This is a genomic window from Streptomyces sp. NPDC002698, assembly GCF_042888945.1.
GTDB lineage: Bacteria > Actinomycetota > Actinomycetes > Streptomycetales > Streptomycetaceae > Streptomyces.
Map to the genome: position 1 here is coordinate 103,882 of NZ_JBIAQM010000002.1, position 23,026 is coordinate 126,907.

The 23,026-nt window shown below is 70.6% G+C and carries 24 protein-coding genes; 12 read left to right on the forward strand and 12 right to left on the reverse strand.

Features of this window, described 5'->3' with window-relative positions; genetic code table 11:
* Positions 1–362 precede the first annotated feature (362 nt).
* Positions 363–1,163: a class I SAM-dependent methyltransferase gene (locus ACFYW9_RS02775; RefSeq protein WP_389143790.1), complete on the forward strand. Its 801-nt coding sequence runs from the start codon at positions 363–365 to the stop codon at positions 1,161–1,163.
* A gap of 34 nt (positions 1,164–1,197) precedes the next feature.
* On the opposite strand, the gene ACFYW9_RS02780 is transcribed toward ACFYW9_RS02775, so the two are convergent.
* Both ACFYW9_RS02780 and ACFYW9_RS02785 read right to left on the reverse strand, forming a co-directional pair.
* Positions 1,198–2,226 carry a DUF6745 domain-containing protein gene (locus ACFYW9_RS02780; RefSeq protein ID WP_389143792.1) on the reverse strand — a complete coding sequence of 343 codons (1,029 nt, stop codon included), beginning with the start codon at positions 2,224–2,226 and terminating at the stop codon, positions 1,198–1,200.
* A 137-nt stretch (positions 2,227–2,363) separates the two neighbouring features.
* Entirely contained in the window at positions 2,364–2,690 is a 327-nt protein-coding gene (locus tag ACFYW9_RS02785) for a hypothetical protein (protein ID WP_382784445.1), read from the reverse strand.
* Between the two features lie 323 nt (positions 2,691–3,013).
* Here ACFYW9_RS02785 and ACFYW9_RS02790 point away from each other — a divergent pair, with 323 nt between their 5' ends.
* From ACFYW9_RS02790 to ACFYW9_RS02810, 5 genes are read left to right on the forward strand one after another with little or no spacing between them, the layout of a single operon-like run.
* A complete protein-coding gene (locus tag ACFYW9_RS02790; protein ID WP_389143795.1) occupies positions 3,014–3,982 on the forward strand; it encodes an STM4015 family protein in 969 nt (322 codons plus the stop codon).
* 37 nt (positions 3,983–4,019) lie between these two features.
* Complete coding sequence (locus ACFYW9_RS02795; protein WP_389143798.1) at positions 4,020–5,183, forward strand: STM4014 family protein; 1,164 nt, start codon at positions 4,020–4,022, stop codon at positions 5,181–5,183.
* A gap of 58 nt (positions 5,184–5,241) precedes the next feature.
* On the forward strand, positions 5,242–6,048 hold the full coding sequence (locus ACFYW9_RS02800) for an STM4013/SEN3800 family hydrolase (protein WP_389144762.1): 807 nt from the start codon (positions 5,242–5,244) through the stop codon (positions 6,046–6,048).
* Positions 6,045–7,400, forward strand: a complete 1,356-nt coding sequence (locus ACFYW9_RS02805; RefSeq protein ID WP_389143801.1) for an STM4012 family radical SAM protein — start codon at positions 6,045–6,047, stop codon at positions 7,398–7,400. Before ACFYW9_RS02800 ends, ACFYW9_RS02805 begins: the two co-directional genes overlap by 4 nt.
* A gap of 7 nt (positions 7,401–7,407) precedes the next feature.
* The gene (locus ACFYW9_RS02810; protein WP_389143804.1) at positions 7,408–8,304 is read left to right on the forward strand and encodes an STM4011 family radical SAM protein; all 897 of its coding nucleotides are present in this window, start codon (positions 7,408–7,410) and stop codon (positions 8,302–8,304) included.
* A 92-nt stretch (positions 8,305–8,396) separates the two neighbouring features.
* Here ACFYW9_RS02810 and ACFYW9_RS02815 read toward each other — a convergent pair whose 3' ends face one another.
* Both ACFYW9_RS02815 and ACFYW9_RS02820 read right to left on the reverse strand, forming a co-directional pair.
* Positions 8,397–9,122 (reverse strand): spermidine synthase, encoded by a 726-nt coding sequence (locus ACFYW9_RS02815; RefSeq protein ID WP_351864586.1) that lies wholly within the window; start codon positions 9,120–9,122, stop codon positions 8,397–8,399.
* Between the two features lie 171 nt (positions 9,123–9,293).
* On the reverse strand, positions 9,294–10,091 hold the full coding sequence (locus tag ACFYW9_RS02820; RefSeq protein ID WP_389143808.1) for a hypothetical protein: 798 nt from the start codon (positions 10,089–10,091) through the stop codon (positions 9,294–9,296).
* A 466-nt stretch (positions 10,092–10,557) separates the two neighbouring features.
* Here ACFYW9_RS02820 and ACFYW9_RS02825 point away from each other — a divergent pair, with 466 nt between their 5' ends.
* Together ACFYW9_RS02825 and ACFYW9_RS02830 are read left to right on the forward strand one after the other, a co-directional pair.
* Entirely contained in the window at positions 10,558–10,869 is a 312-nt protein-coding gene (locus ACFYW9_RS02825; RefSeq protein WP_389143811.1) for a hypothetical protein, read from the forward strand.
* Positions 10,870–10,911: 42 nt separating this feature from the next.
* Positions 10,912–11,217, forward strand: coding sequence for a hypothetical protein (locus ACFYW9_RS02830; RefSeq protein WP_389143814.1), 306 nt, complete (start codon positions 10,912–10,914; stop codon positions 11,215–11,217).
* 75 nt (positions 11,218–11,292) lie between these two features.
* Here the strand turns inward: ACFYW9_RS02830 and ACFYW9_RS02835 are convergent, their stop codons facing one another.
* The 7 genes from ACFYW9_RS02835 to ACFYW9_RS02865 all read right to left on the reverse strand — a co-directional run bounded on the left by ACFYW9_RS02835 (position 11,293) and on the right by ACFYW9_RS02865 (position 19,211).
* The gene (locus tag ACFYW9_RS02835) at positions 11,293–12,036 is read right to left on the reverse strand and encodes a class I SAM-dependent methyltransferase (protein WP_389143817.1); all 744 of its coding nucleotides are present in this window, start codon (positions 12,034–12,036) and stop codon (positions 11,293–11,295) included.
* A gap of 247 nt (positions 12,037–12,283) precedes the next feature.
* Positions 12,284–13,288, reverse strand: coding sequence for a patatin-like phospholipase family protein (locus tag ACFYW9_RS02840; protein WP_389143820.1), 1,005 nt, complete (start codon positions 13,286–13,288; stop codon positions 12,284–12,286).
* 482 nt (positions 13,289–13,770) lie between these two features.
* A complete protein-coding gene (locus tag ACFYW9_RS02845) occupies positions 13,771–14,397 on the reverse strand; it encodes a TetR/AcrR family transcriptional regulator (RefSeq protein ID WP_389143823.1) in 627 nt (208 codons plus the stop codon).
* Between the two features lie 237 nt (positions 14,398–14,634).
* Positions 14,635–16,554, reverse strand: a complete 1,920-nt coding sequence (locus ACFYW9_RS02850; protein ID WP_389143826.1) for an FHA domain-containing protein — start codon at positions 16,552–16,554, stop codon at positions 14,635–14,637.
* Between the two features lie 470 nt (positions 16,555–17,024).
* A complete protein-coding gene (locus tag ACFYW9_RS02855) occupies positions 17,025–17,828 on the reverse strand; it encodes an SAM-dependent methyltransferase (RefSeq protein ID WP_389143829.1) in 804 nt (267 codons plus the stop codon).
* 84 nt (positions 17,829–17,912) lie between these two features.
* Positions 17,913–18,143, reverse strand: a complete 231-nt coding sequence (locus ACFYW9_RS02860; protein ID WP_326790655.1) for a DUF397 domain-containing protein — start codon at positions 18,141–18,143, stop codon at positions 17,913–17,915.
* A 573-nt stretch (positions 18,144–18,716) separates the two neighbouring features.
* On the reverse strand, positions 18,717–19,211 hold the full coding sequence (locus ACFYW9_RS02865) for an alpha-amylase family glycosyl hydrolase (RefSeq protein ID WP_389143832.1): 495 nt from the start codon (positions 19,209–19,211) through the stop codon (positions 18,717–18,719).
* Between the two features lie 358 nt (positions 19,212–19,569).
* Between ACFYW9_RS02865 and ACFYW9_RS02870 the strand changes: the two genes are divergently transcribed.
* From ACFYW9_RS02870 to ACFYW9_RS02880, 3 genes are all read left to right on the forward strand, one after another.
* Positions 19,570–19,707, forward strand: coding sequence for a hypothetical protein (locus tag ACFYW9_RS02870; protein WP_389143835.1), 138 nt, complete (start codon positions 19,570–19,572; stop codon positions 19,705–19,707).
* Positions 19,708–19,730: 23 nt separating this feature from the next.
* A complete protein-coding gene (locus tag ACFYW9_RS02875) occupies positions 19,731–20,399 on the forward strand; it encodes an alpha/beta fold hydrolase (RefSeq protein WP_389143838.1) in 669 nt (222 codons plus the stop codon).
* A gap of 496 nt (positions 20,400–20,895) precedes the next feature.
* Positions 20,896–21,615 carry a hypothetical protein gene (locus ACFYW9_RS02880; protein WP_389143841.1) on the forward strand — a complete coding sequence of 240 codons (720 nt, stop codon included), beginning with the start codon at positions 20,896–20,898 and terminating at the stop codon, positions 21,613–21,615.
* Positions 21,616–21,731: 116 nt separating this feature from the next.
* On the opposite strand, the gene ACFYW9_RS02885 is transcribed toward ACFYW9_RS02880, so the two are convergent.
* Entirely contained in the window at positions 21,732–22,172 is a 441-nt protein-coding gene (locus ACFYW9_RS02885) for a DUF4188 domain-containing protein (protein WP_389143844.1), read from the reverse strand.
* A 133-nt stretch (positions 22,173–22,305) separates the two neighbouring features.
* On the opposite strand from ACFYW9_RS02885, the gene ACFYW9_RS02890 reads away from it, so the two are divergent.
* Positions 22,306–22,941, forward strand: a complete 636-nt coding sequence (locus ACFYW9_RS02890; RefSeq protein WP_328673590.1) for a MerR family transcriptional regulator — start codon at positions 22,306–22,308, stop codon at positions 22,939–22,941.
* The last annotated feature ends 85 nt before the right edge of the window (positions 22,942–23,026 follow it).

Genomic DNA, 23,026 nt, shown 5'->3' on the forward strand with positions numbered 1-23,026 from the left:
TGCTCATCGAATTCAGTTATGGTCTTTATTCGTGAAATTACTCGAGATGTTATAGATATCAACTGTTTGGCCGATTTGTTAGGTATTGGTCACATAGCTCACCCTTCGCGCTAGACAGCGTGTTCTTCTAGTGAAGGACGGACGATCAGGGCAATCGTCGTGAGTTCGATCATGCTATGAGCGTTACAGGTGGGTTTCAAGGGTCATAGCCACCACAAAGGTCGACGGATTCTGTGCGCGACGTTCTGCCGAGGCGCCCGAAAGCTGCCACTCTGGCTGTAAATCGTTCATCGACGCTACGGGGTTTTCATGGCACGGACAGGCAGGAGAACCACCGCGGGACCGAGGCCGGAGAACCGGTCGTGACGGGCTCCCCGGCCTCCGGCGGTCACTACGGAGAAGACCTCTTCGAGCCGGAGCACCCGCAGGAGGCCGAGCGCATCGACGCGGCGGCGCTGGTCTACGACCCTGTCACCACGGGCCGTCTGCGCGCGCTGGGCGCGGCGCCGGACGGCCGCTGCCTGGAGGTGGGAGCCGGGACCGGCACCGTGGTCCGATGGATGCTGGAGGAGGCGGGAGCCGCCGAGGTGGTCGCGCTGGACCGGGACACCGGCGGCCTGGACGCCCTCGCCGGCCCGCGCGTGCGATTGGTCACCGCCGATCTCCGGGACGAGGATCTGGACCTGGGCGGCTTCGACCTCATCCATGCCCGGTTCGTGCTCATGCACCTGCCCGAACGCCGTCAACTCGTCTCCCGTCTCGCCCGCTGGCTGAACCCGGGCGGCTGGCTGGTGCTGGGCGACGCCGTGGAGGTGCCGAATCCGCTCGACTCCTCCTCGGCCTACCGGCGGACCATGGACGCCATGTGGCAGGCCCTGCGGACGACCATCGGCACCGACATCTCCGACATCCCGGCGTATCCCCACTTCATGAGAGAGGAAGGGCTCCGGAACGTCGCCGGCGAACTGCACTGCCCCCCGCTGGTCGCGAACGGACCGCTGGCCCGCTTCTGGTCCGAGACCTGGAACCGGATGCGCCCCGCCCTCGAGGAAACCGGACGCGTCGACTCCGCGGTCATCGACGAGGCGGTGGCCTACCTGGCCTCACCCCGGCTCGCCGAACTCGGACCCGGCATGATGATCGCCTGGGGCCGGCGTCCCTGAGACCTGCCGACCCTCGTACGAGCGTCGGTCGCCCTCATGTCTGCTGGGACGGCTCATACGTCTCGGCGGCGAGGCCGAACGTCCACGCCACTCCCTCACGAGCCGTACGCGTCGTCGGCGGGACGCGCAGCCAGTACGTACGGTTCGTGCCGTCCGGCTCGGGGGTCGAGTTCACGACCTCGACCATGACCACGTCCTCGTCCCCGACCAACTCGACCCGCCACAGCACCCCCGTCTCGTCGCGGTGGACGGGAACGGCCCCCGACTCGTCCAGGTACCGGTCGTAGCCGTAGTACTCCAGCATCACCCGGCGCAGTTCGGCGTTCTCCTCGCCGCGGATCCGCTCGGGCGTCAGCGCGGTGAGTTCGTCGAGGAAATCCCGTGGGACCGGCATCCCACGCCACGCGTAGAGCTCGAAGCCGTCCCCGTAGCGCAGTGCCGGCCCGTCTCCCCTGTCCAGGCGTCCGGCCTCGTCGCGGTGCAGGCTCAGCGGCCGCTCACTGATGACCGCCACCTTCTCGTACGGCCACCACCAGCCGGCTTCGCGCGCCACCGCCGCGATCCCGGCCAGCGCGCTCGCCCCGTCGGGGTCGAAGGCGCACAGCCATGCCGCGTCGTGCTGGCCGAGGGTCGCGTCCAGGAGCAGCAGCCGCACCCGGCTCTCCTCGTGCCGGTCGGCGCCGAGGTCCTCGACGACGGCCGCACGCACCCGGTCGGCCAGTGTGCGGGCCGACTCCCACAGCGAAGCCCCCGTGGCCCGCCAGTGTCCGCTCCACCCCTCGGGTCCCAGCCGTTCGTGCGTTCGCGCGCGTTCCGCCGCCCAGGGCCCCGCGACGACGGCGTTCCGTACGCTGGGTCCGGTGTCCCCCAGCACCGCGCCCTCGACGGGTGCCGTGCCCATGAGCATGCGTACGGCCTCGTGCGGTGACCGCGCCCAGACGACGCGCTCGGGCTCGTCCAGTCCGGCCTTCCGATAGGCGAGCCTGACGCCCGCCTCGGCCGCCGCCCGGTCACCCGCCCCCGTCCGGGTCGCGGTGGCACGCCAACTGCCCTGTTCCATCACACCGTTCCTCTCCGATTTCCTCCGTGCCCGAGCGGCACGGCACCCGCGATGCCACCCGGCCCTGCCGTCGAACGCGCCGTCCACGCCCCGGTGCGCACCCCTCCGCTCCCCCGGGCCCGGGACCACGGGCGAACCCGTCAGTCGGCGACGATCCGCACCGAACCCGGCACGTACTCACGCTGGCGGATCACCCGGTACCAGCCCTTGTGGAGGGAGATCGCCGCGTGCTCCTCGTGCACGACCCGCGCCCCGTCCGGAACGTGCAGGAGCATCGGGCCGAACACCCCGCCGTCCCGTATCAGCCGGCCCGGACCGACCACGGCGTGGGCGTGACCGGTGACTTCACCGAGGGCCAGCACGAGTCGTCCACGGCCGTCGCGGGGCTCGGACGCCGCGTCGAGGGCGTGGTCCGGCACCGCCTTCTCGTCCAGCGGCACGATCAGCACGTCTCCTTGGCGGAACATGGGTCTCCCTCCCTGCACGGCACGGCCTGTGCCATGGGAAAAACCGTAGAGGCGACCACTGACAATCGGCCTCCGGACCGGCCGTGCACCCCCGGTGACCAGGCGTCATGTCCTCGATGCCAGGTCACCGGACCCCGGCCGGACCGCTCGGGGCCGTGCGTCCGGCGGTCGTTCACCCGCCTCCCGTCCACAGGTACCGACCCGGCTCGCCGCGATGTCAGTGGGACTTGGTAGAACTCGTCTGTCTGGGTGCGGACCGCGCGCTCCGGACTCTCCGCCACGACCGTCGATCCACCGCAATGAGCACGAAGGAGCGGGCGCGCATGACCATCAACAGGCACCTCGAGGAGTTCCACGGCCTGCCGGCCTTCACCTTCCCGGACGCCGACGACAAGTCGCCCCGGGCCACCTCGCTTCCCGCGCCCGAATCCGTCGCCTGGCGCATCGCCGTGGACGCCTACGACAGCGAGGAGGAGTGGGAGGGCGCGTTCGCGCGTTTCCTGGCCGCCGTGGACACGGAGCAGGTGCGGGCGCTGATCGTCGGAGCGTGGAGCGAGGTCTACGACACCTCTCCTCACGCGGTGATCAAGGCCCTGGTGGCCGCGCGCGACCGGCTGCCCGCGCTGCGCGCACTGTTCCTCGGCGACATCGTGGGGGAGGAGTGCGAGATCTCCTGGATCGTCCAGGGTGATGTGTCGCCCCTCCTGGAGGCCTTCCCCTCCCTGGTCGAATTCGGTGTCCGCGGCGGCACCGACCTGGTCTTCCCCGCCGTGAAGCACGAGCGGCTGCGCACACTGACCGTCGAGAGCGGCGGCCTGCCCGCGGAAGCGGTGCGCGGCATCGCCGCCGGCGACCTGCCCTCGCTGGTGGCACTGGATCTGTGGCTCGGCACCTCCGAGTACGGGGGCGACGCCGATGTCGCCGACCTGGAACCGTTCTTCGCGGGCACCCGGCTGCCCGACCTGACCCGTCTGGCCCTGCGCAACAGTGAGATCCAGGACGCCATCTGCACGGCGCTCGCCTCGGCCCCCGTCGTGGCGCGCCTCACGCACCTCGACGTCTCCATGGGCGTGCTCACCGACGACGGCGCCACGGCCCTGCTGTCGGGCCAGCCGCTGACCCACCTCGAGGTGCTCGACCTGCACCACAACTACCTCAGCACCGCGGTGCGGACGCGCCTGCTGGAGACGCTGGAGCCCGCCGGTGTCGTGGTCCATGCCGACCAGGACGACGCGGACTCCGACGAGGAGGAGGACGGGACGGTCTGGCGTTTCGTCGCGGTCGGCGAGTAGCCGCGGCCGGCATCGGAAGAGGGAACGAGGAGGCGGGATGGGCGGGTTGCGGCCGAACGGCGTGCCGGTGAAGTGGGCGGTCGTCGCCAACGGGGAGAACCGCCGGGTGGCTCTGTTCAGGACAGCGGCCGAGGAGGCGGGCTGCGGCACGCCCCGCGTGGTCGAGTGGCGGGACGTGCTGCGGGACGGCGGGCACGACTTCGCGGACGACGAGGTCGTCCGGCTGGACTCCCCCGGCGAGAACGCCGAGGTGGACCGGCTGTTGCGCGGCATCGACGAGCCGACCAGGGTGGAGGGTTCCGCGCGCTGGTACGCGGGTTTCCTGGACGGTGTGGGTTCGCTGCGCGGGGGCCGGCGGCTCGACGACCCGGCGGATCTGGCCGTGCTCTTCGACAAGAGGCTGTGCCACGCCCGTCTCGACGCGGCGGGTGTGCCGGTGCCGCAGTCCCCCACGTCCGGAACCCCGCGTGCCGTGGAGGGTTGGAGCGACGTCCGTGACCTCATGGCGGAGGGCGCGCTGCGGCGGGTCTTCGTCAAGCTCGCACACGGTTCGTCCGCGTCGGGTGTGCTGGCCGTCGAGACGACCGCCTCCGGCCGGATCCGGGCCACCACCTCGGTCGAACACACGGCGGCCGGCGAACTGCACAACTCCCTGCGGATCCACCGCTACACGGACGAGGCGCGGATCGCCGCGATCGTGGACACGCTCGCGCCGGACGGACTGCACATCGAGCGCTGGCTGCCGAAGGCCTCGCTCGGCAGCAGGTCGGCCGACCTGCGTGTCGTGGTCGTGGCCGGGCGCGCGACCCACGCCGTGGTGCGTACGAGCCGTTCACCTCTGACCAATCTGCATCTGGGCGGGGCGCGCGGCGATCTCGCGGCCGTCCGCGCGCTGGCCGGTGACCGGTGGGCGGAGGCCCTCTCCGTCAGCGAACGGGCCGCCGCCTGCTTCCCCGGCACGCTGTGCGTGGGCGTCGATCTGCTGCCCGCCGTCGGCTGGCGCCGGTTCGCCGTCGGGGAGGTCAACGCCTTCGGCGACCTGCTCCCCCGTCTGACCGGCCTGCCGGGCAGCGGCGCGGAAGGCCTCGACACGTACGCCGCGCAGGTCGCGGCGGTCCGCTCCCTCTCCCCCGAACACTTCCCCGTACGACCGGCGCCCCCGCTCGACACACCTGCCAGGACAGCACATGCATCAGCCTGATCCCGACCGCACACCGGCCACGCCGCCTTCCGCCCCGGAACCGGCCGGGACGCCGGACATGAACGAGGTGGTGGGCCGGGACGACCTGCTCCTGCTCACCCTCGACACCCTGCGCCACGACGTGGCCGTCGAACTCGCGGCGGCCGGCCGTCTGCCGAACCTGACCGCGCACCTGTCCGGCGGCACCTGGGAGCGGCGCCACGCGCCCGGGAACTTCACCTACGCCTCCCACCAGGCCATGTTCGCGGGCTTCCTGCCCACCCCGGCGGCACCGGGACCGCACCCGCGGCTGTTCGCGGCACGGTTCGCGGGCAGCGAGACGACGGCGGACCGCACGTTCGTCTTCGACACCCCGGACCTCGTGTCCGGCCTCGCCGCGCACGGCTATCGCACGGTGTGCATCGGGGGCGTCGGCTTCTTCAACAAGCAGGGCGCGCTGGGCGGCGTACTGCCCGGACTCTTCCAGGAGAGCCACTGGGAGCCGGAGTTCGGAGTGGCCTCGCCCACCTCGTTCGAGGCCCAGGTCGCGCGGGCGGAGAAGGTCGTGGCCGAACTTCCGGCAGAGCAGCGGCTGTTCCTGTTCCTGAACGCGTCGGCGCTGCACCAGCCGAACTGGTTCCACCTGCCCGGTGCCACCCGCGAAGCCGGGGACAGCCGGGTCACCCACGCAGCGGCCCTCGAGTACATCGACGCTCATGTCGGACGGCTCTTCGGCGCGATGAGCTCACGCCGCCGCTGCTTCGCCATCGTCTGCTCCGATCACGGCACCGCCTACGGGGACGACGGCTACACCGGCCACCGTCTCGGCCACGACAGCGTGTGGACCGTGCCCTACAGCCACTTCTTCCTGGAGCCGACCGTATGACGCTCGCCCCCGCGGCCGCCCCGACCGGACTGCCACGCCCGTACCAGAGCTACACCTACGCCTATCCCCACAAGACCGCTTACCGGCCCCTCGCCCCGCGCCCCGCGCTGAAGGACCTGTGGACGGGCGAGTCCCGGCGGTCGCTGTCGCTGTATCTGCACATCCCGTTCTGCGAGATCCGCTGCGGCTTCTGCAACCTGTTCACCCGGATCGGCGCTCCCGGTGACCTGACGGGACGCTATCTGGACGCGGTGCGGCGCCAGGCCGCCGCGATGCGCGAGGCACTCGGCGACGAGGAGACGCCCCGTTTCGCCAACGCCGCGTTCGGGGGCGGCACGCCGACGTTCCTGGAGGCCGCCGAGCTGGAGCGGCTGTGCGACATCGCCGAGCAGGAGATGGGCGCCGATCTCCGCGCGATCCCGCTGTCCGTGGAGGCCTCTCCGTCCACGGCCACGGCCGACCGGCTGGCCGTGCTGGTGGAGCGGGGCACCACGCGTCTCAGCCTCGGGGTGCAGAGCTTCGTCGAGGAGGAGTCCCGTGCCGCCGTACGGCCGCAGCGGCGCTCCGAGGTGGAGGCGGCGCTCGGACGGATCCGTGAGGCGGCCGTCCCGGTCCTCAACATCGACCTGATCTACGGCATCGACGGTCAGACCGCGGCCAGCTGGCGCCACTCGCTGGACGCGGCCCTGGCCTGGCGGCCCGAGGAGATCTACCTGTACCCCCTCTACATCCGTCCCCTCACCGGTCTCGGCCGGCACACCGACGCGCGGACGGCCGACCTGGAGTGGGACGAACAGCGGCTGCGCCGGTACCGGGAGGGCCGCGACCACCTGCTGGCACACGGCTACGAACAGGTGTCGATGCGCATGTTCCGGCGCGCGGACGCCCCACCGCAGGGACCGGACGACTACGCCTGCCAGACCGACGGCATGATCGGACTCGGCTGCGGTGCCCGTTCGTACACCTCCACGCTGCACTACTCCTTCGACTACGCGGTGTCGATGAGGGAGATCCGCGGCATCATCGACGACTACACCGCCACCGAGGACTTCTCGCACGCGCTGCACGGCCGTCGTGTCGACGAGGACGAGGCACGGCGCCGGCACCTGCTCCAGTCCCTCCTCCAGGCCGAGGGCCTGCCCGTAGCGGACTACCGGCTGCGCTTCGGATCGGATCCGTACGACGACTTCCGGTCCGAGATCGGCGCACTCGCCGCACGGGGATGGCTCGCGGACCGGGACGAGGACCGGTTGCGTCTCTCGGCGGAAGGACTCGCCCACTCGGACGCGATAGGCCCCGAGTTCTTCTCCCCGGCCGTCCGGGACGCCATGGCCGCCTACGAGACGAAGTGAGGCTCCGGTGGACCTGACGATCCTGTACCGCGGCCCGCTCGCCTCCTGCGACTACGACTGTCCGTACTGTCCGTTCGCCAAGCGCCGCGACACCCCCGCACAACTGCGGGCCGACCGCGCGGCGCTGGAACGGTTCACCGCGTGGGCGGGCGAGCAGCGCGAGGACCGACTGTCGGTGCTGTTCACCCCGTGGGGCGAGGGGCTGGTCCGCTCCTGGTACCGCCGCGCCCTCGTGGAACTGTCGCACCAGCCCCACATCAGGCGTGTGGCCATCCAGACGAACCTCAGTTGCCGCACCGACTGGCTGGAGGCGGCGGACCGGGAGACGGTGGCGTTGTGGTGCACCTACCACCCGGGGCAGACTCCGCACGAGCGGTTCGTCGCCAAGACCCGGCAACTCGGTGAGCTGGGCGTCCGTTTCAGCGTCGGCATCGTCGGTCTGCCCGAGCACGCGGAACCCGCGCGCAGACTGCGCGCGGAACTCCCGGAGCACGTGTACCTGTGGGTGAACGCCGCCGAAGGACACACCTATACGGACGGACAGGCAGCCGAGTGGACCGCGCTCGACCCGCTCTTCCCCTTCAGCCGCCACCCGCACCGGTCGGCCGGCCTGCCCTGCCGCACCGGCGAGTCGGTCATCTCGGTGGACGGCGACGGGAAGGTGAGCCGCTGCCACTTCGTCCGGACCGAACTGGGCCGGCTGTACGACGACTCCTTCCGTGCGGCGCTCGCCCCGCGCCCCTGCCCCCTGACCGCGTGCGACTGCCACATCGGCTACGTGCACCTGGAGACCCTGCCGTTGTACGACGTCTTCGCGGGCGGCGTCCTGGAACGCGTGCCGCGGACGCTGCCGGCCCCGGACCGGCGGCTGCTTCCGGTCCTCCCCGCGACCGGCTCGCTCTGAGAGCCGGTCTAGGGCCTGTCGTTTGGATCATGCGGCGGGACGCGGGGCAGGGCACGCACGTCTGCGGTGGCGGTCGTCCGGTCCGGGTGGTGTCAGCCGTCGCGCCTTCGGGCGACGTAGACGGTGTTGGCGGCGGTCCCGCCTTGAAGCGGATTGTCGAAGTCCACGACGTGCGCCGCGGTGTCCGTGAAGACCTCCGCGAGCACCGAGCCGAACTCCTGGTCCGGCGGGTCGTTCGACCACAGCGCGAACACGCCGCCGGGCTGGAGCAGTTCGGCCAGTGCGGTCAGACCGGTCCGGGTGTAGAGCACGGCATGGTCGGGGTGCAGCACATGGCGGGGCGAGTGGTCGACGTCCAGGAGGATCGCGTGGAAACGGCGGCCGGGGGTGTCGGGGTCAAGGCCTCGCGGCTCGCCGGTGGTCATGGCGAAGAAGTCTCCACGCACCAGCCGGCAGCGGGGGTCGGACGCCAGGCCCGCGCCCAGGGGTACGAGCCCCCGCCGGTGCCAGTCGATCACTTCGGCCAGGGTGTCGACGACGATGAGCGAGCGTACGCGCGGATCGTCCAGAGCCGTCCTGGCCGTGTACCCGAGGCCGAGTCCGCCCACCACGACGTCGAGCGGGGCCTCGGGCAGTCCCGCCAGACCGATCCGGGTCAGCTCGACCTCCCCCGTGGTGAAGAGGCTGGACATCAGGTACTCGTCGCCGAGCTTCACCTCGTACACGTCGTCGCCCGACAGCGGATCCCTCCGGCGGCGCAGGCTGATCTCGCCCATGGGCGTCGGCCGCCAGTCGATCTCCTCGAAGCGTGCGCTCATCCGCTGCTGCTCTCCCCGGTCTCGTCCCGCCACACCGTCCGGTTCGGGTCCGGTGCTTGGGAGGATCTTCACACGGAGCGCCTCCGACAGGGGGGTCGAACGGTCGCACCACACCGGAACGAGTCTGTCCGTTCCGTTGTTCTCGTCCAGGTCCGGGACCTGCGGGGCCCCTCAGAGGGTCAGCACAGGGCGGACGGAGAAGTCCTCGCAAAGGTCCTCGCCCTCGGGGCCGTAGACGAATTCGACCATGGTGGGGTTGCGGTTGGCGGTGGCCAGGGGCAGCCAGGCCAGCAGGGTGCCGTAGCCGCCGCACACCGACTCACCGCCGTCACCGCCGTGGACGGCGGTGACGTCGCTCGTCAGTTCCGTGCTGTACGTGTCATAGGCGATGCGCAGGCCGAAGGCGTTCGGCTCATTGTGCGGTCCTGTGCGGTCCCCGTACGGAATGCGGTCCAGCGGACATTCGTCGCCCCATCGGAACAGCGTGCCGGCGCCGGCGCCACAGGCGTGTTCCCACTCGTCGGACGTGGGCATGCGCAGGCCACGAGCCGCGAGTTCCGCCGGCGTGTCGGCCGGAAGCCCGGTCAGCTTCTCGTCCTCCACGGCCATGAGCACGGTGGCCAGTGTGACGCTTCTCCGGGGGCTGAGAGTCCGCGCGAGGTAGGCCCGCAGATCGGGGCCGACACCGAATCCGGCATCGAGGCTCCGCGCGTAGTCGGCGGTCTGCCCGGCCGTCGGCTGCCACGAGTCGAGGTCGAGACCGACCTCGACCGTGCCGCCCGGTATCAGAGCGAAGTCCTGAGCGTTCCGCTCGATCCGGACACGATGGAACGGGGATCCGAGGTGTTCGGCGGTCTCGACCGCGCTCACACGGCCACCCACCAGGCCGGCTGCTTCTTGGGCGACTCCCCGCGCGGTCCGCAGGTCGAACGAGCGCCAGTGGTCGAGTGTGAGATCGGCGAGAGACATGCACCGGAGTGTGCCACGGGGGTCTGACATCACCCGGGGTGAGGCAAAGGGGCTGCCGGCGTGCGAGAGCGCGTACTCACCAGCAGCCTGGCGAACGAGGGCGGCGGGGCTTCTGCTCCTCGATGCGGGCGGTGTCGGCCACGGGCTCGCCGGAATCGGCCGTGGATATGTCATGTGCGTTCCCCCGCCTCTTCCCTGCGTCCATGGGTGTGACAACCAGCTGCGGAATAGGGGGTGTTGATCGTTCCGCGGTCTGCGCCCGGCCGCCGAGAACGCGGCCGAGGACATGGCGCGCGAAAGCGACGGGGCAGGGTCCGGACAGGCTCTCCACCGCCGTATCTCGCTCGCACCCGAGCGGCGAGGCGGGGCACTATCGATCGAACGCAAGCACATCGGAAGCCCGGGAGCGGCCGGCAGGGGTATCAGGCCTCGAACGCCCGATCCCTTGGAGGAGTTGTCGACCACCATGACGCTCGAGCAGAGCACCAACGGCGAAGTCCACGTGTTGTGGCACGCTCGCCACCTCGCCACGGAGGAGGACGGGCGGATCATCCATCAGGATCCCGACGGAACCATGCACCTGGACGAAGAGGAGTGGCGCCTCATCGGCGTCTACACCACCGAAGCGGCGGCGCAGGCGCGGCGAGAGGCTTCGAAAGGTCTGGCGGGGTTCCGCGGCGAGCCCGACTGCTTCGAAATCTCCCCTCTGACGCTCGACGAGGATCTGTGGACCCACGGATTCGTCACCGAATTCCCGGACGGGACACACCAGGACTGAACCGCCTCGTTCCCCGTCCGACCCGGCACACGAAGGCGTGAAGTGAACCAGACCGTCTATCTCTTGGTGCACAGGCACCACATCTCTCTCGAACCCGACTCCGTCGCCGCCGACTTCCTGGAGGACGGAGAACCCTTGTTCTGGGACGACAGCGAGGACGACTTCAAGATCCTCGGGCTGTACTCGACCAGACGACTGGCGGAAGAGCGGGTGGAACGGGCGCGATCCCTGCCCGGGTTCAGACGTTCCCCGGACGGCTTCTTCGTGCATGAGTACACGCTGGACGACACCCACTGGCCCGACGGCTTCCAGGTCGGCGAAGCCGTCGGAACGAGCGAGAACGGGTGAACAAGTCATACGACAGGAAAGGCGGTTGTCAGAGACGGAGAGGGTCAGGCACGTGACCAGGAGTCCTCGCGAAGGTCAGACGTCCGCCACCAGGAGTCGATAGCCGACGTCGATGGTGTCGAGCGCGAGCAGATCGGCTTGGCGTCGGTGCCAATGGCCCGTCGCGAGGTCGTCGGTGAGCGCCGCCAGGCCCGGAGCGAGAACGTCCTGCCCGGTCTGGGCGAACATGGAGATTCCGGCGCGCACTTGGGGGTCGAGGTAGGCGTGGGGGCGGCGCCAGTACGCCGCGCCGAACCCGTCCGTGCAGTCGTGCGGGACGTGAACGGGCTCCTGACGTGCCCCGCCGAGCAGGGTGACCAGCCGGTCGATCGGGACGGCTCGGGTGTCGTCGAACGCCGCGGCCTGCGGGAGGTATTCGCGTACGAGCCAGAACTTCTCGCGAAAGATCTCCTGGTCCCAGGTCAGGATGACGATACGGCGGCGCGCGACCCGGCGGAGTTCGGCGATCCCGGCCGCGAGGTCGGTCCAGTGGTGGACGGTCAGCAGCGCCATGACGGCGTCGGCGGTGTCGTCGCGCAGCGGAAGACGCTCGGCGACCGCGCACACGGCCGGCGCGGACCTTCCTGGGCGCTGGGCGATCATGATCTGACTGGGCTCGACGGCGACAACCGTCTGCTCCGGCTCGTAGGAACCGGTGCCCGCTCCTACGTTGATCACCGTCCTGGCGTTCCCGAGCGCGGCGTGCACCTGCGTGGCGATCCGCGGATCCGGCTGCCGGGTCCGGCCGTACGTAGCGCCGAGCGTGTCATAGATGGCCATGCCCCTCAGTATGCGAAGAAGCCGCCCTCACCGGACCGCCGCCCGGGGAACTGGCGGTCTTACGGAAACGGGGATCAGCGCTACGGTCCGCGCCCGCCGCCCGAGGAGGAACGGGCTCCGGGCTCCGGGCTCCGGGCTCCGGGCTCCGGGCTCCGGGCTCCGGGCTCCGGGCTCCGGGCTCCGGGCAGATCTTGTCGGGATCCTGCCCGGCCGCAAGGCCTGCCGCGTACGGCGAAGGCTCCGCGCGTCAGTCGGTGGCCGCGGGGCGTTCGCGAGTGCCGAACAGGCGACCGTAGGTGTCGTGCACCGCGGTGCGGCCGGCTTCCAGCGCTGTTTCCAGCAGGTCGCCCTCGCTCGCCAGTCGGCCGACGGTCGGCGAGTCCGGGGCGGGGCGGACCGAGACGACGGCCTCATGGCTGGTCAGGAGGGTGTCGTCCTCAGCCAGGCGTGTTTCACGGTCGAGGAACACCTGCCGCAGGGCCGCGGGCTCACGCCGCAGCACCGTCTTCGCGATCCATGGAGCGGAGCGGGACGGCCGGGCCACATCGATCGCACGCCGCGATCGCAGCACCATGACGTGGGTCGCCCCCTGGGCCAGCGCGGTTCGGTAGGGCACGGATTCGGAGACGCCCGCGTCGTAGAACCGGCGTCCGCGCAGCGTCACCGGCTCTCCCGCCAGGAGTGGCAGGGAGGCACTCGCCCGCAGTGCGAGGCGCAGTTCCGCGGCGTCGCCTATGAAGGGCCGCAGGTCGGTCGATTCCCCGGTCTCGGCGTCGGTGGCCAGTGGGTGGTACTCGATGTCGCTCGCGAGGATCGAGGCGAAGTCCATCGGTGCGCAGTCCTGGTCGCCGTAGCGGTAGAGCACCTCGTAGAAGGCGTGCAGGTCCACGAGCGGCCTGCCGCGCAGCGGGTTCGAGCGCCGGATCAGCGTCCTGGCGTACTTGGGAACCGCCCAGAAGCGCAGCGACTCCGGACTCGTGCTCAGCAGCCACGCGGCGGAGGCGGCACCGGCGGAGGCGCCGTACACGGCGTCGAAGCTGTTGGTCAGTCCGAGTTCGTGGAGGGCCAGGGCCATCCCGCCGGCGATGATGCCGCGCATCCCGCCGCCCTCGATGGCCAGAGCGACGCGGTGCCCGTCGGCGCGCGCGCCGGGGCGGCTGCCGGTTCGCGCGCGCTCGGTGAGCACGCCCCAGACCGGGTGCGGCTCCTCGGGTTCGGACGTGGCGGCAGAGGTCGTGGCGGTCGTCGTCATCGCGGTCAGGGCTCCAGGGGACAGCTCGGGGGGGGTGGTTTCTGCACGCAGCCGCCCGGGGACGGCACAGCACGAGCGCGCCCGCCACCCGGGATCACGGCCTGGCTGCTGCTGGGCGGACGACCGCCGCTCGGCCGTGCGGGCGGCGACAGCCCCGGCCGCTGCCAGGGTGTGGCAGTACCGTCCGCCCAGGCAATCACTTTACCAGCGAACAGCCACTCACTAGCCGATGGCTAGCCAAATGAGGGCACCGCATCCGGACAGGGACCGAACGAGCACGAGTGGCCGGCTCGGCGGTCTGCCCGCGCAACCGGCCTCAGAGCCCCACGCCGATGGACGCGTCATCCTGACAGCGGATGGCCGCGTCGCCCTGGCAGCGGATGGCCGCGCGGGGCTTGACGTCGGTACCGTCGCCGAGAGGGGTCGAGTCCCGGTGACGGCTTCCGTCCGCCCCTCGTACGCCCGCCGCCGCGGGCGCCGCCTCACGTCTCGCCGGACTCCGCGGCCCCTTCGGACCCCGCGCCCGCGGCCCCCGGCACCGCGAGGAGGCCTCGGACGGTCAGGAGCAGGGTGGCCCTCAGCTCGTCGTCCGGGAGATCGGACAGTTCACCGAGACCCTCCAGCATCCACACGCACATCACGTAGGCCATGCGCTCCGCGGGCGTCGGCGAACTGCCGAACAGTACCCGCAGAATGCGTCGCCTGCGCCCGTCGTTCTCGGCGTAGACGCTGGCGGCCCGGATCTCGGGATCGTGCAGGAGCATGGTTCCGAGTCCGCGGTTGCGGACCAGGAAATCGACCCAGCCGACCGCGTACGCGTCCAGCCTCTCCTGCCGTGACGGCATTCCCGCCAACTCGTCCAGGAGCACGGTCATTTCCTCCACCGCCGGATCGAGCGAGGCCTGGAGGATCTGTGCCTTGGTCCGGAAGTGGTAGTAGACCGCGGCCTTGGTGAGGCCCATCTCGTCCGCGATGGCCTGCAACGAGGTCGCTTGGTAGCCGCGACCGGCGAAGAGCCCCTTGGCCGTCTCGACGATCTGCTGTCTCGTCGCCGCGGCCTGGGCGGATCGACCGACCACCGGGACGCCCGGCTCTCGCTCGCTGGGCACGCTCGTTCGCTCCCGCATGGGTCTTGCCTTCATGAGCCGCTGGTGACAAGGGACTGAACGCCCCACTTTACCCTCACAGTCCGCCGGCCAGCGAGCGGCCAGCCAGCCGGAGCGCTGAGGCCGTCCGGTCCGGAGCGCCGGTGGCCATCCGCTCCGGACGGCCCGGGGTCACCCGGTCCGGACGCCCCCGCCGGCCGGGCCCGACCAGCGGTCGCCAGCCGGCCCGGACCCCGGTCGTCAGCCGGCGGCCACGGCCGGATCGGAGGCGACGGCCGGCTCGAGCGCCTCGACGGCCGCCGCCGCGGCCGCGGAGTCCGGGCCGTAGAAGATGTCGATGTCGACCTCCTCGCCGCCCATGGTGAGGGTGTCCCAGGCGCCGCTGAGCACCAGCATGCGGAGCGTCCTGTCCTCCAGGGTCCCCAGTCGTTCCAGGATCGCCTCGTCGTCCGGCATGCCGGTCATGCGCTTCGCCAGCCGGGAACGGATGCCCCGCAGCCGCTCCAGCAGCGTCGCGGTGTCGGCCTCGCGATCCGGATCCTCGGCGATTCCGTCGATGCCGTGCGCGATGATGTCCTTGATGGCCCAGGTCGCCCCCTGGTCGTCCGTGGTCACCATCGCCTTCCAGGCGCGGCTCTTGTGGCGATACTGGAGCATCGACATGGCGGCCTCGTGGCGCAGGAAGTCCGCGTCCCGGAAAGGCTTGCCGTTCCACGCGCCGTTGAGGGACCGTGCGAGCGAGACGGCCGAGGCCAGGCCGCTGTTGAGTCCCCGGCCCGGCCAGAAGTGGATGGCGTTGGCGGCGTCACCCAGCAGGAAGCCGTACGTGCCTGTGGAGTTGGCCGTGGGCGGCAGCAACTCGGCGGTGAAGCGGGGGCGTTGCACCATGCTGAGGCGGAACGACGTGACGGCCCTCAGTTCACCGGGCTCGACACCGAACAGACGCAGCCCTTCGCCCACCCGCTTCCACAGAGCGGAGCCCTTGATGAGAGCCGGCAGGAACAGCGTGCTGTGCGTGGAGCACCGGAAGTCTCCGTGCTCGTCGCGCCCCATCAGACAGGGCCGAGAGGCTATGCACTCCTCGAAGACGCGGCGGACCGGGTCGATGCCGACGACCTCCGCGGCCTCCGCGTCCGTCAGGCGCATGTTGAGGAAGCCCTCGCCGCGCAGGGAGTTGAGCAGGAAGCGGTTCTGCCCGACGGTCAGAAGAACGGCCATGGGGTCGGCCAGACCCGATTTCACGCGCAGGCCGAGGACCACGTCCTGGAGATGACGGCGGTCCAGCGAGTAGATGGATTCGTCCGCTTTGCCGAACTTGGCGGCGAAGTGCTCGCGCGTGTGCGACCGCCCGCCGTCACAGATCGCCAGTACGTGCTGGGTGGCCAGCGCCTCCTGCTGCTCATCGACGTCGAACCGGGCCGGAACGAGTTGGATACGGCTCCGCTTCTCGTTCGCCACCTCGAGGAGCCGGTCCTCGATGTAGGCGATGCGCATGTTGCGCGGGTGGTGATCACCGATGGAGTCGGGACCCGACGGCCACATCTCGGTGTAGCTGTCCGGGTCGAAGAGCCGGGCCTGCACCTCATCGGGCAGGCTGAGGTACTGGCGGCTCTGTACGGTCACCACCTGCTGGCGCCGCACATTGCCCTGGCTCGCGTCCTTCCAGACGATCTTGCGGCCCTGCTTGCGCCAACGGCCGTCATAGATGGTGATGTTCACCTGGGCGCCGAGGAAGTGCTCCAGCAGCAACGCGAGCGACAGGCCGACGGGGCCGCCGCCCGCGATGGTGACCCGCAGTACGGGCCCACGCTCGATCTCCTCGTCACCACAGGTCAGCGACCTGGGCAAGGAGAGCGCCATGATCGTCTCCATGGCGTCCGCGACCTCGAAGCGGAACTCCTGGTCGCCGATGGTGATGTCGTCCCCGGGCTCGAGGAGCCGGGAGTCGATCTCCTCGCCGTTGACCAGCGTGCCGTTGCTGCTGCCGCAGTCACGCAGAACGTAGCCCTGGGTGTCGTCCAGGACGATCTCCGCGTGGAAGCGCGAGACGCTCAGACTGGAGACGACGACGGTGTTCTCGGGGTTGCGTCCGAACGTGACCCGGGTGCCGATCACCGGTATCCGTTCTCCGGCCAGCAGTCCTTCACGTCCAACAAGCACCGGCGCCAATGGACTTCCTCCCAGGTTGACGACATTGCCGCTGTCCCGGCGCCCCCGTACACACGTCAGGGCGGCGTGACCGGGCAGCGTGCGACGGGTAGGGCGGCGCGACATTCACTCGACGTACGGGAACGGTGAACGGTTCAGTCCGACAACGGCGTAGAGTCGCTTGACCGGTACGGATGCCCCATCATGCCCGAATCCGGAGCCTTTCGGGAGAGGCTGTCCGGCGTCGGCGGAACGGACCACGCCAGGGTCGGCACGGCCGCGCATCACGGCCGGCTCGATGTCAGCCGAGCGGCCCCGCGGGGGAGTCGCCGCGCGCGTTGCCGTCCGCGCCCCCGCGTCGCGGACCCGGGGGCGCCCCGGACCGGCTCGGGTCGTCAGGGGCCCGGCCGCGACAGACGTGTTCGGCCTCTCCACGTCTGCCGCGGACCCGGTCATCGTCCGGCTCGGTGGCCGGACACGCCCTAGGGTTTCCGGGCGACGCCCACATACAGCGGGATCTGTTCGCCCTCGGTGTGTGCGCGCTCTCCCTCGGGATCCCACTCGGCGGCGAGTTCGATGCCGGGGTCGAGGAGCTCGAGTCCGGTGAAGAACCTGGCGAATTCAGCGCGCGATCGGACCTGCGCCGTGGTTCCCCCCTTGCGGTAGACCTCCACGACCCGCTCCCACGCCTGGGGGTCGAAATCCCCTGTCGCGTGGGACAGGGCCAAGTAGCTGCCGGGAGCGAGGGAGTCGAGGAGTTCCGCCACGATGCCGTACGGGTCGTCCTCGTCCCCCACGAGGTGCAGGAGGGCCATCATGGACAGGGCGACCGGCTGATCGAAGTCGAGGGTACGCCGTGCCGCCGCCAGGATCTTCTGCGGCTCCTGCGCATCCGCCTGGATGTAGGCGGTACGTCCCTGCGGGTCGCTGTGCAGGAGCGCCTCGGCGTGCCGCAGGACGATCGGGTCGTTGTCGGCGTACACCACGCGCGCGGCGGGGGTGATGGCCTGGACGATCTGGTGAAGGTTCGGCGCGGTCGGGATTCCGGTGCCGATGTCCAGGAACTGGCGGATGCCCCGCCGTGCCAGCAGTCGGGCGGCACGATGCATGAAGTCCCGGTTGGTCCGGGCCATTTCCTTGACCGCGGGGAAGAAGGAGATGACCTGCTCGGCAGCCTCCCAGTCGACGGGATAGTTGTCCTTGCCGTCCAGGAAGTAGTCGTACATGCGCGCCGACTGGGGTTTGCTGGTGTCGATCTCTTCCGCGCGTGTTCCTGCGTCTGTCACTTCGGTCCTCCGCCGTTACGGGCGTGATCGTAGGGATTGATCGGATCGGGTTGTGGCCGGGCACTGCCGTCAGAGGGACGGGTGTCAGACGACGAGGAAGTCCGCTCGGCCCTCCTTGGCACCGCCGACGAACTCGGCGATGACCGACGAGGCACAGATGAGGGCGGGACCGTCCGGGTCCGTCGCCTGCCTGACCGCCACGATGCCGCCGCCGAGCTTCTTGATCTCGACGCAACCGCCGTCGCTGCCGGCGCTCCAGGGTTTGCTCCACCCTTGGGTTCCCAGCTCTTCGGCGGCGTTCACGGCGTGCTTCATCGTCTTTGTCTCCTTGCGGACGTCCACCAGGAACTCCCCGGTACGTCGTGTGGGCATGGCTTGGGCGGTCGTCCGGCCGGACAGCGGGCGGTGCGGGCGGACTTCGCCGCGGTGCGACGACACTCCGCGCCGCACGGGGCGATTCGCTCCCGGTCCTCGGCGTACCGGCACCGTCGAGGCCGGTGTGATGCCGACGGTGTCCGGGAGATCCGGGGGCGGCAGGCGGGAGAGGGACCCGGACCGTCTCGGGCGCGGCGGTGTGACGCAGGCCCGGCTCACCTGTAAGACGCGGAGGTTCGGCCGCTCATTCGGCCGCTCATCCATCACGGACGGCGCGGTCGTACGCCCGGCACCGCATGGCGAACGGTCGGAGCAGACCGCGCTGGGCTCACGTCTCACGCCTCATCGACCCCCTGGACGCCGAGCAGTCTGCCATGACCTTCCCCCTCACGGACAGGTCCGGTGATCCCGGCGCCACCGCACAGCGACCCGAACTCCCCTTCCTGCCCAGGATGTTGTCGGCGCGGACGACGCGGTCACAGGCGCCGGTCAGCGCGCGTCAGGCCGCGTCGGTCACCGCCACCACTCGGCGGCGAGGGCCTCCACCTGTGCCGGAGTGGCGACGGAACGGACCGGGACCCCGTCGGGCGGAACCGCGTAGGCCGCGTCGAGCCGCCAGCCGGCGACGCCACGGTCGAGCCAGTGGCCGAGGACTTCGACGACGTGGCCGGCGACCGCGGGGGACGCATGGTCCAGCCAGTCAGCCTGCGGCGTGCTGCCCTGCGCGGCTGCGGCGGCGGCCACGGAGCTGAGCACCCTGATCCAGCGGCACCCCCTCGCCGGTGACGCGGCGTTCGTCGTGGGGGTCGCGGGGGCGATCTGGGTGCGCCGGTTCGGTGCCCGCGCCACGCGAGCGGGCACGCTCGTCGTTCTTCCGCTGACAGCGGTCCTGGTGGTGCCCGCCGGGACGGTTCCCGCCGACGGGCACGAGCACACCGCCTGGGCGGCGGTGACCGCGTTGGCGGCGATCGCCTGGCGAACCGCGGTGACGTGGACGGCACAGCGCACCGGTCTCCTACCACGGCCGCCGTCCGCCGTCCGCCAAGGTGCCCACGGCGCCCCGTGCCGCCGCCTGACCGCGGGCACCCGGGGCGACTGCTCCCGTCAGCGGTTGTGTCCCTGCCGTCCTCACCTCCCTTGAGACGATCGACACCCAACTCGACTTCCTCAGCGCGCTGTTCGGTCCGCCCTCGGTCCTCGCATCCGACGCGACTGCGACTACAACTGCGGCTGCGGCCGGCTGACGGCGAAGCGCGCGGCGGTCGAAGCCGGGCGCCATGAGCTTCCGCGCCGGGTTCGAACCTCCCGACGGGTTCACCACCAGGTGGTGTTCCGGCGTTGCGTGTCATGCCAACAGGTCAATGTCGTGCGCGAGGACGACTTCGTCCGCGTGTTCTGCGACGAAGCCCTGCCGTCCGGCTGGAACATCGTTCAAGAAGGCTGCCAGGTCGTCACCGCCACCGATGACTTCCGTCGCTCCCGGCGGTCTACGTCGTCAGGGTGAAACGGACTGAAGCGAGGGCTAGCGTGTTTGTTCTGGTTCCCGGGGCCGGGGGTTCGGCCTGGTTCTGGCATCGTGTGGTGTCCGAGTTGCGGTCGAGGGGGCACGAGGCGGTCGCGGTCGACCTGCCGGGCGCCGACGAGTCCTCGGGACTGCCCGAGTACACCGACGCCGTGGCCGAGGCGATCGGCGATCGCACCGGTACGGTGCTGGTCGCGCAGTCGATGGGCGGTTTCACGGCGCCGATGGTCTGCACCCGTGTTCCGGTCGGACTGCTGGTGCTCGTCAACGCGATGGTGCCGCTGCCGGGCGAGACGCCCGGACAGTGGTGGGGCAACACCGGTTCGGAACCGGCCCGCCTCGCCGCCGCCGAAGCGGGCGGGTACGGCGCCGAATTCGACCTGGACACCTACTTCCTGCACGACGTCCCGGCCGAGGTCGCCGCCGCCATGGCGGGCCAGGAGCAGCCGGAGGCCGACATCGCCTTCAACCAGCCCTGCGACATCGAGCGATGGCCCGACACCACCACACGGGTGCTCGCGGCGACCGGGGACCGGTTCTTCCCGGTGGACTTCCAGCGCCGAGTGGCCCGCGACCGCCTCGGAATCGAGGCCGAGACCATTCCCGGCGGACACCTGGCCGCGCTGTCACACCCGTCGCCGCTCGTCGACAGGCTGGTCGAGCGGCTGCCGTGAGGCGTTCCCCGACTCCTCCTGTTGCCCAGACGATTGGACAACAGGCAGCCCCACAAGGGCAGTTGGGACCTTCATGGAGCACAGCGACCTCCCGTGGATTCGATCGCCTTCGGCCGGAAGGCGGGCCGGACTTCGTGGTGGACACCGGGACACCAGGTCGTACGGCCGACGCAGCCGGACGGTCGCGGTAGCCGGGCGGTCGCGGTAAACGCGTGGCCGTGGTCGGCGGGTTCGCGCGTCCGTCCCGTCGGGGCGGCGTGCCCCTGGACCGCCGGAGGAGCCCGGCCGCGAAGGAAACGTATCCCCCGAAGACGAAGCTCGTTGAAGTGGACAGCGCGCAAACGCCCCCGACGGATGCGCGACGTGAGGGCCCGAATCCCTGCCCGGTCTCGGGCCCTCACCCCCTCCACCGCTCTCCACCGCCCTTTGGGCGAGGTGCCCGCCGGAGGGACGGATCCGGGGTGTCGCCCGGCAGGACATGTCATGATCCCCAGTCATGAAGACGTCGACCTCGTCCATGGTCCGTGCCGCCGCCCGCAACAACGCCGAGTGGTGCGCGGCGATGAGCCGGTCGCACGGCGTGGAGGGCGAGTTCAAGGAGCAGGCGTGGGCCGCCCCGGCCCGTACGCCCCTGTACTACCCGGACGCGGTGACGCTGGTGCCCGGCGCGAGTCCGGCCGCGCTGCTGGCGCGGATCGACACCGTCGCACCCGGCGCCTCCGTCAAGGACAGCTTCGCCGACCTGGACCTGACGGGAGACGGCTTCCAGGTCCTGTTCGACGCGCGGTGGATCCACCGCCCGGCGAAGAAGCCCGCCGGACTCCTGGACCCTGCCTGGGAGGTGACAGGAGGCCCGGAGGCGTTGCGCGACTGGGCACTGGCCTGGGCCGACGGGAGCGGCGACGCGGATCTGTTCCGCCCCGGGCTTCTCGACGACCCGGCCACCTCCGTGCTCGCCGGGCGCTCCGCCGACGGTCGCGTGGTCTCCGGAGCCGTGGTGAGCCACAGTGACCAGGTGGTCGGAATCTCCAACGTCTTCGCACACGACGGCGGCCCGGACGCGGCCTGGCCGGACCTGCTGGACACGGTTCACTCACTGTTTCCCGGCCTGCCCGTGGTCGGCTACGAGCAGGGCGACGACCTGGCCGCCGCCCTGCGCCACGGCTTCGAACCGATCGGCCCGTTGCGGATCTGGATCCACCCGGGACGCGACTGACCCGACGGAACCGACTCGGACAGAACCGACCCACGCGTGTCGGTCCAGCGCTCGTACCTGACGCCGGATGTCTGTCGCCGGCTCCGACTCCGGCTTCCGGCTCGGCACCGGTTCACTCAGGACGCCCGACTCTCCAGCCGCTGCGCCGCCCGCTCCCCGCGCCGTTCCACAGGCTCGACTCCCCATGCCGCGGCCAGACCGGTCGGCGGCATGTCGACGTAGATCGACTCGTACGAACCCGCCGGAACGATGTACGTCTCGTGCCAGACCCCCACGCTGCCCTTGCTGCTCCGCAGACGGCGGTTGAACGCCGCCCACGCGGGGCGATGCTCCCCCGCCTGGTCGGAGGCATAGGCGAGCAGCTTCTCGCGCGACTCCCAGTACTGCACGACGGTGAACACGCGCGGACCGCCACTCAGACTCCGGTGGCCCAGCAGCCCGCTGTCGCTGTCCTGCGTGAGCTCCTTCAGCATGCGCGGCATCGCCGTCAGGGCCGGCAGCCAGTGCCGGACGGCCCGCCAGCGGTTGATGCGCATGCCGATGAGGAAAACGACCATGTCTCCCTCGGCAGCGGCCGTGACCCGTCGCCCAGATGTCGGTGCATTACCCATGAGATTCCCCGTTCTCGTGTTGGATAGTGACACGATCCATGCTTAGATAGTGCCACTGTCCGATGAAGGGTGCAAGAGCATGCGGCTGGCGGAGCTGAGCGAGCGCAGCGGTGTATCGACCGCCACGATCAAGTACTACCTGCGCGAAGGGCTGCTCCAGCCGGGCCGCCGGATCTCCGCCACCCAGGCCGAGTACGGGGAGGACCACCTGCGGCGGCTTCGCCTCGTGCGGGCGCTGATTCAGATCGGCGGTGTCTCGGTGGCCGACGCGCGCGAGGTGATCTCCGCCGCGGAGGACGAGTCGCTGGACCACCATCTGCGACTGGGCGCGGCGACCCGGGCGCTGCCCTGTGCCGAGAAGCCCGCCGAGGACGATCCGGCGGTGGCGACCGCCTGCCGCTCGGTCGAGGCGTTGCTGGAGCGGCTGGGCTGGTCCTGCGACCCCGGCGTGGACATGCTCAACCCCGCCCACCGGCGGCTCATCGACTCGGTCGCCGCGCTGGTCCGGCTCGGCTACCCGTGCGACACCGAGCAGTTGCTGCCGTACGGACGGCTGGCGGCGCAACTGGCGGTCACCGACCTGGACCTGGTCGAGGAGCAGCCGACTCCGTCCGAACAGATCGAGGCGGCCGTCGCGTTGACGGTGCTCTACGAACCGGTACTGCTGAGCCTGCGGCGCATGGCCCACGCGGAGGAGTCCGCCCGGCGGTTCTGAGGTCGTCCTTCAACCCGGCGTGAGGCGAGACGGGTGAGCCGGAGGCACGACAGTTGCCACACAGGCAGGCTTGTCGTCATCGCGG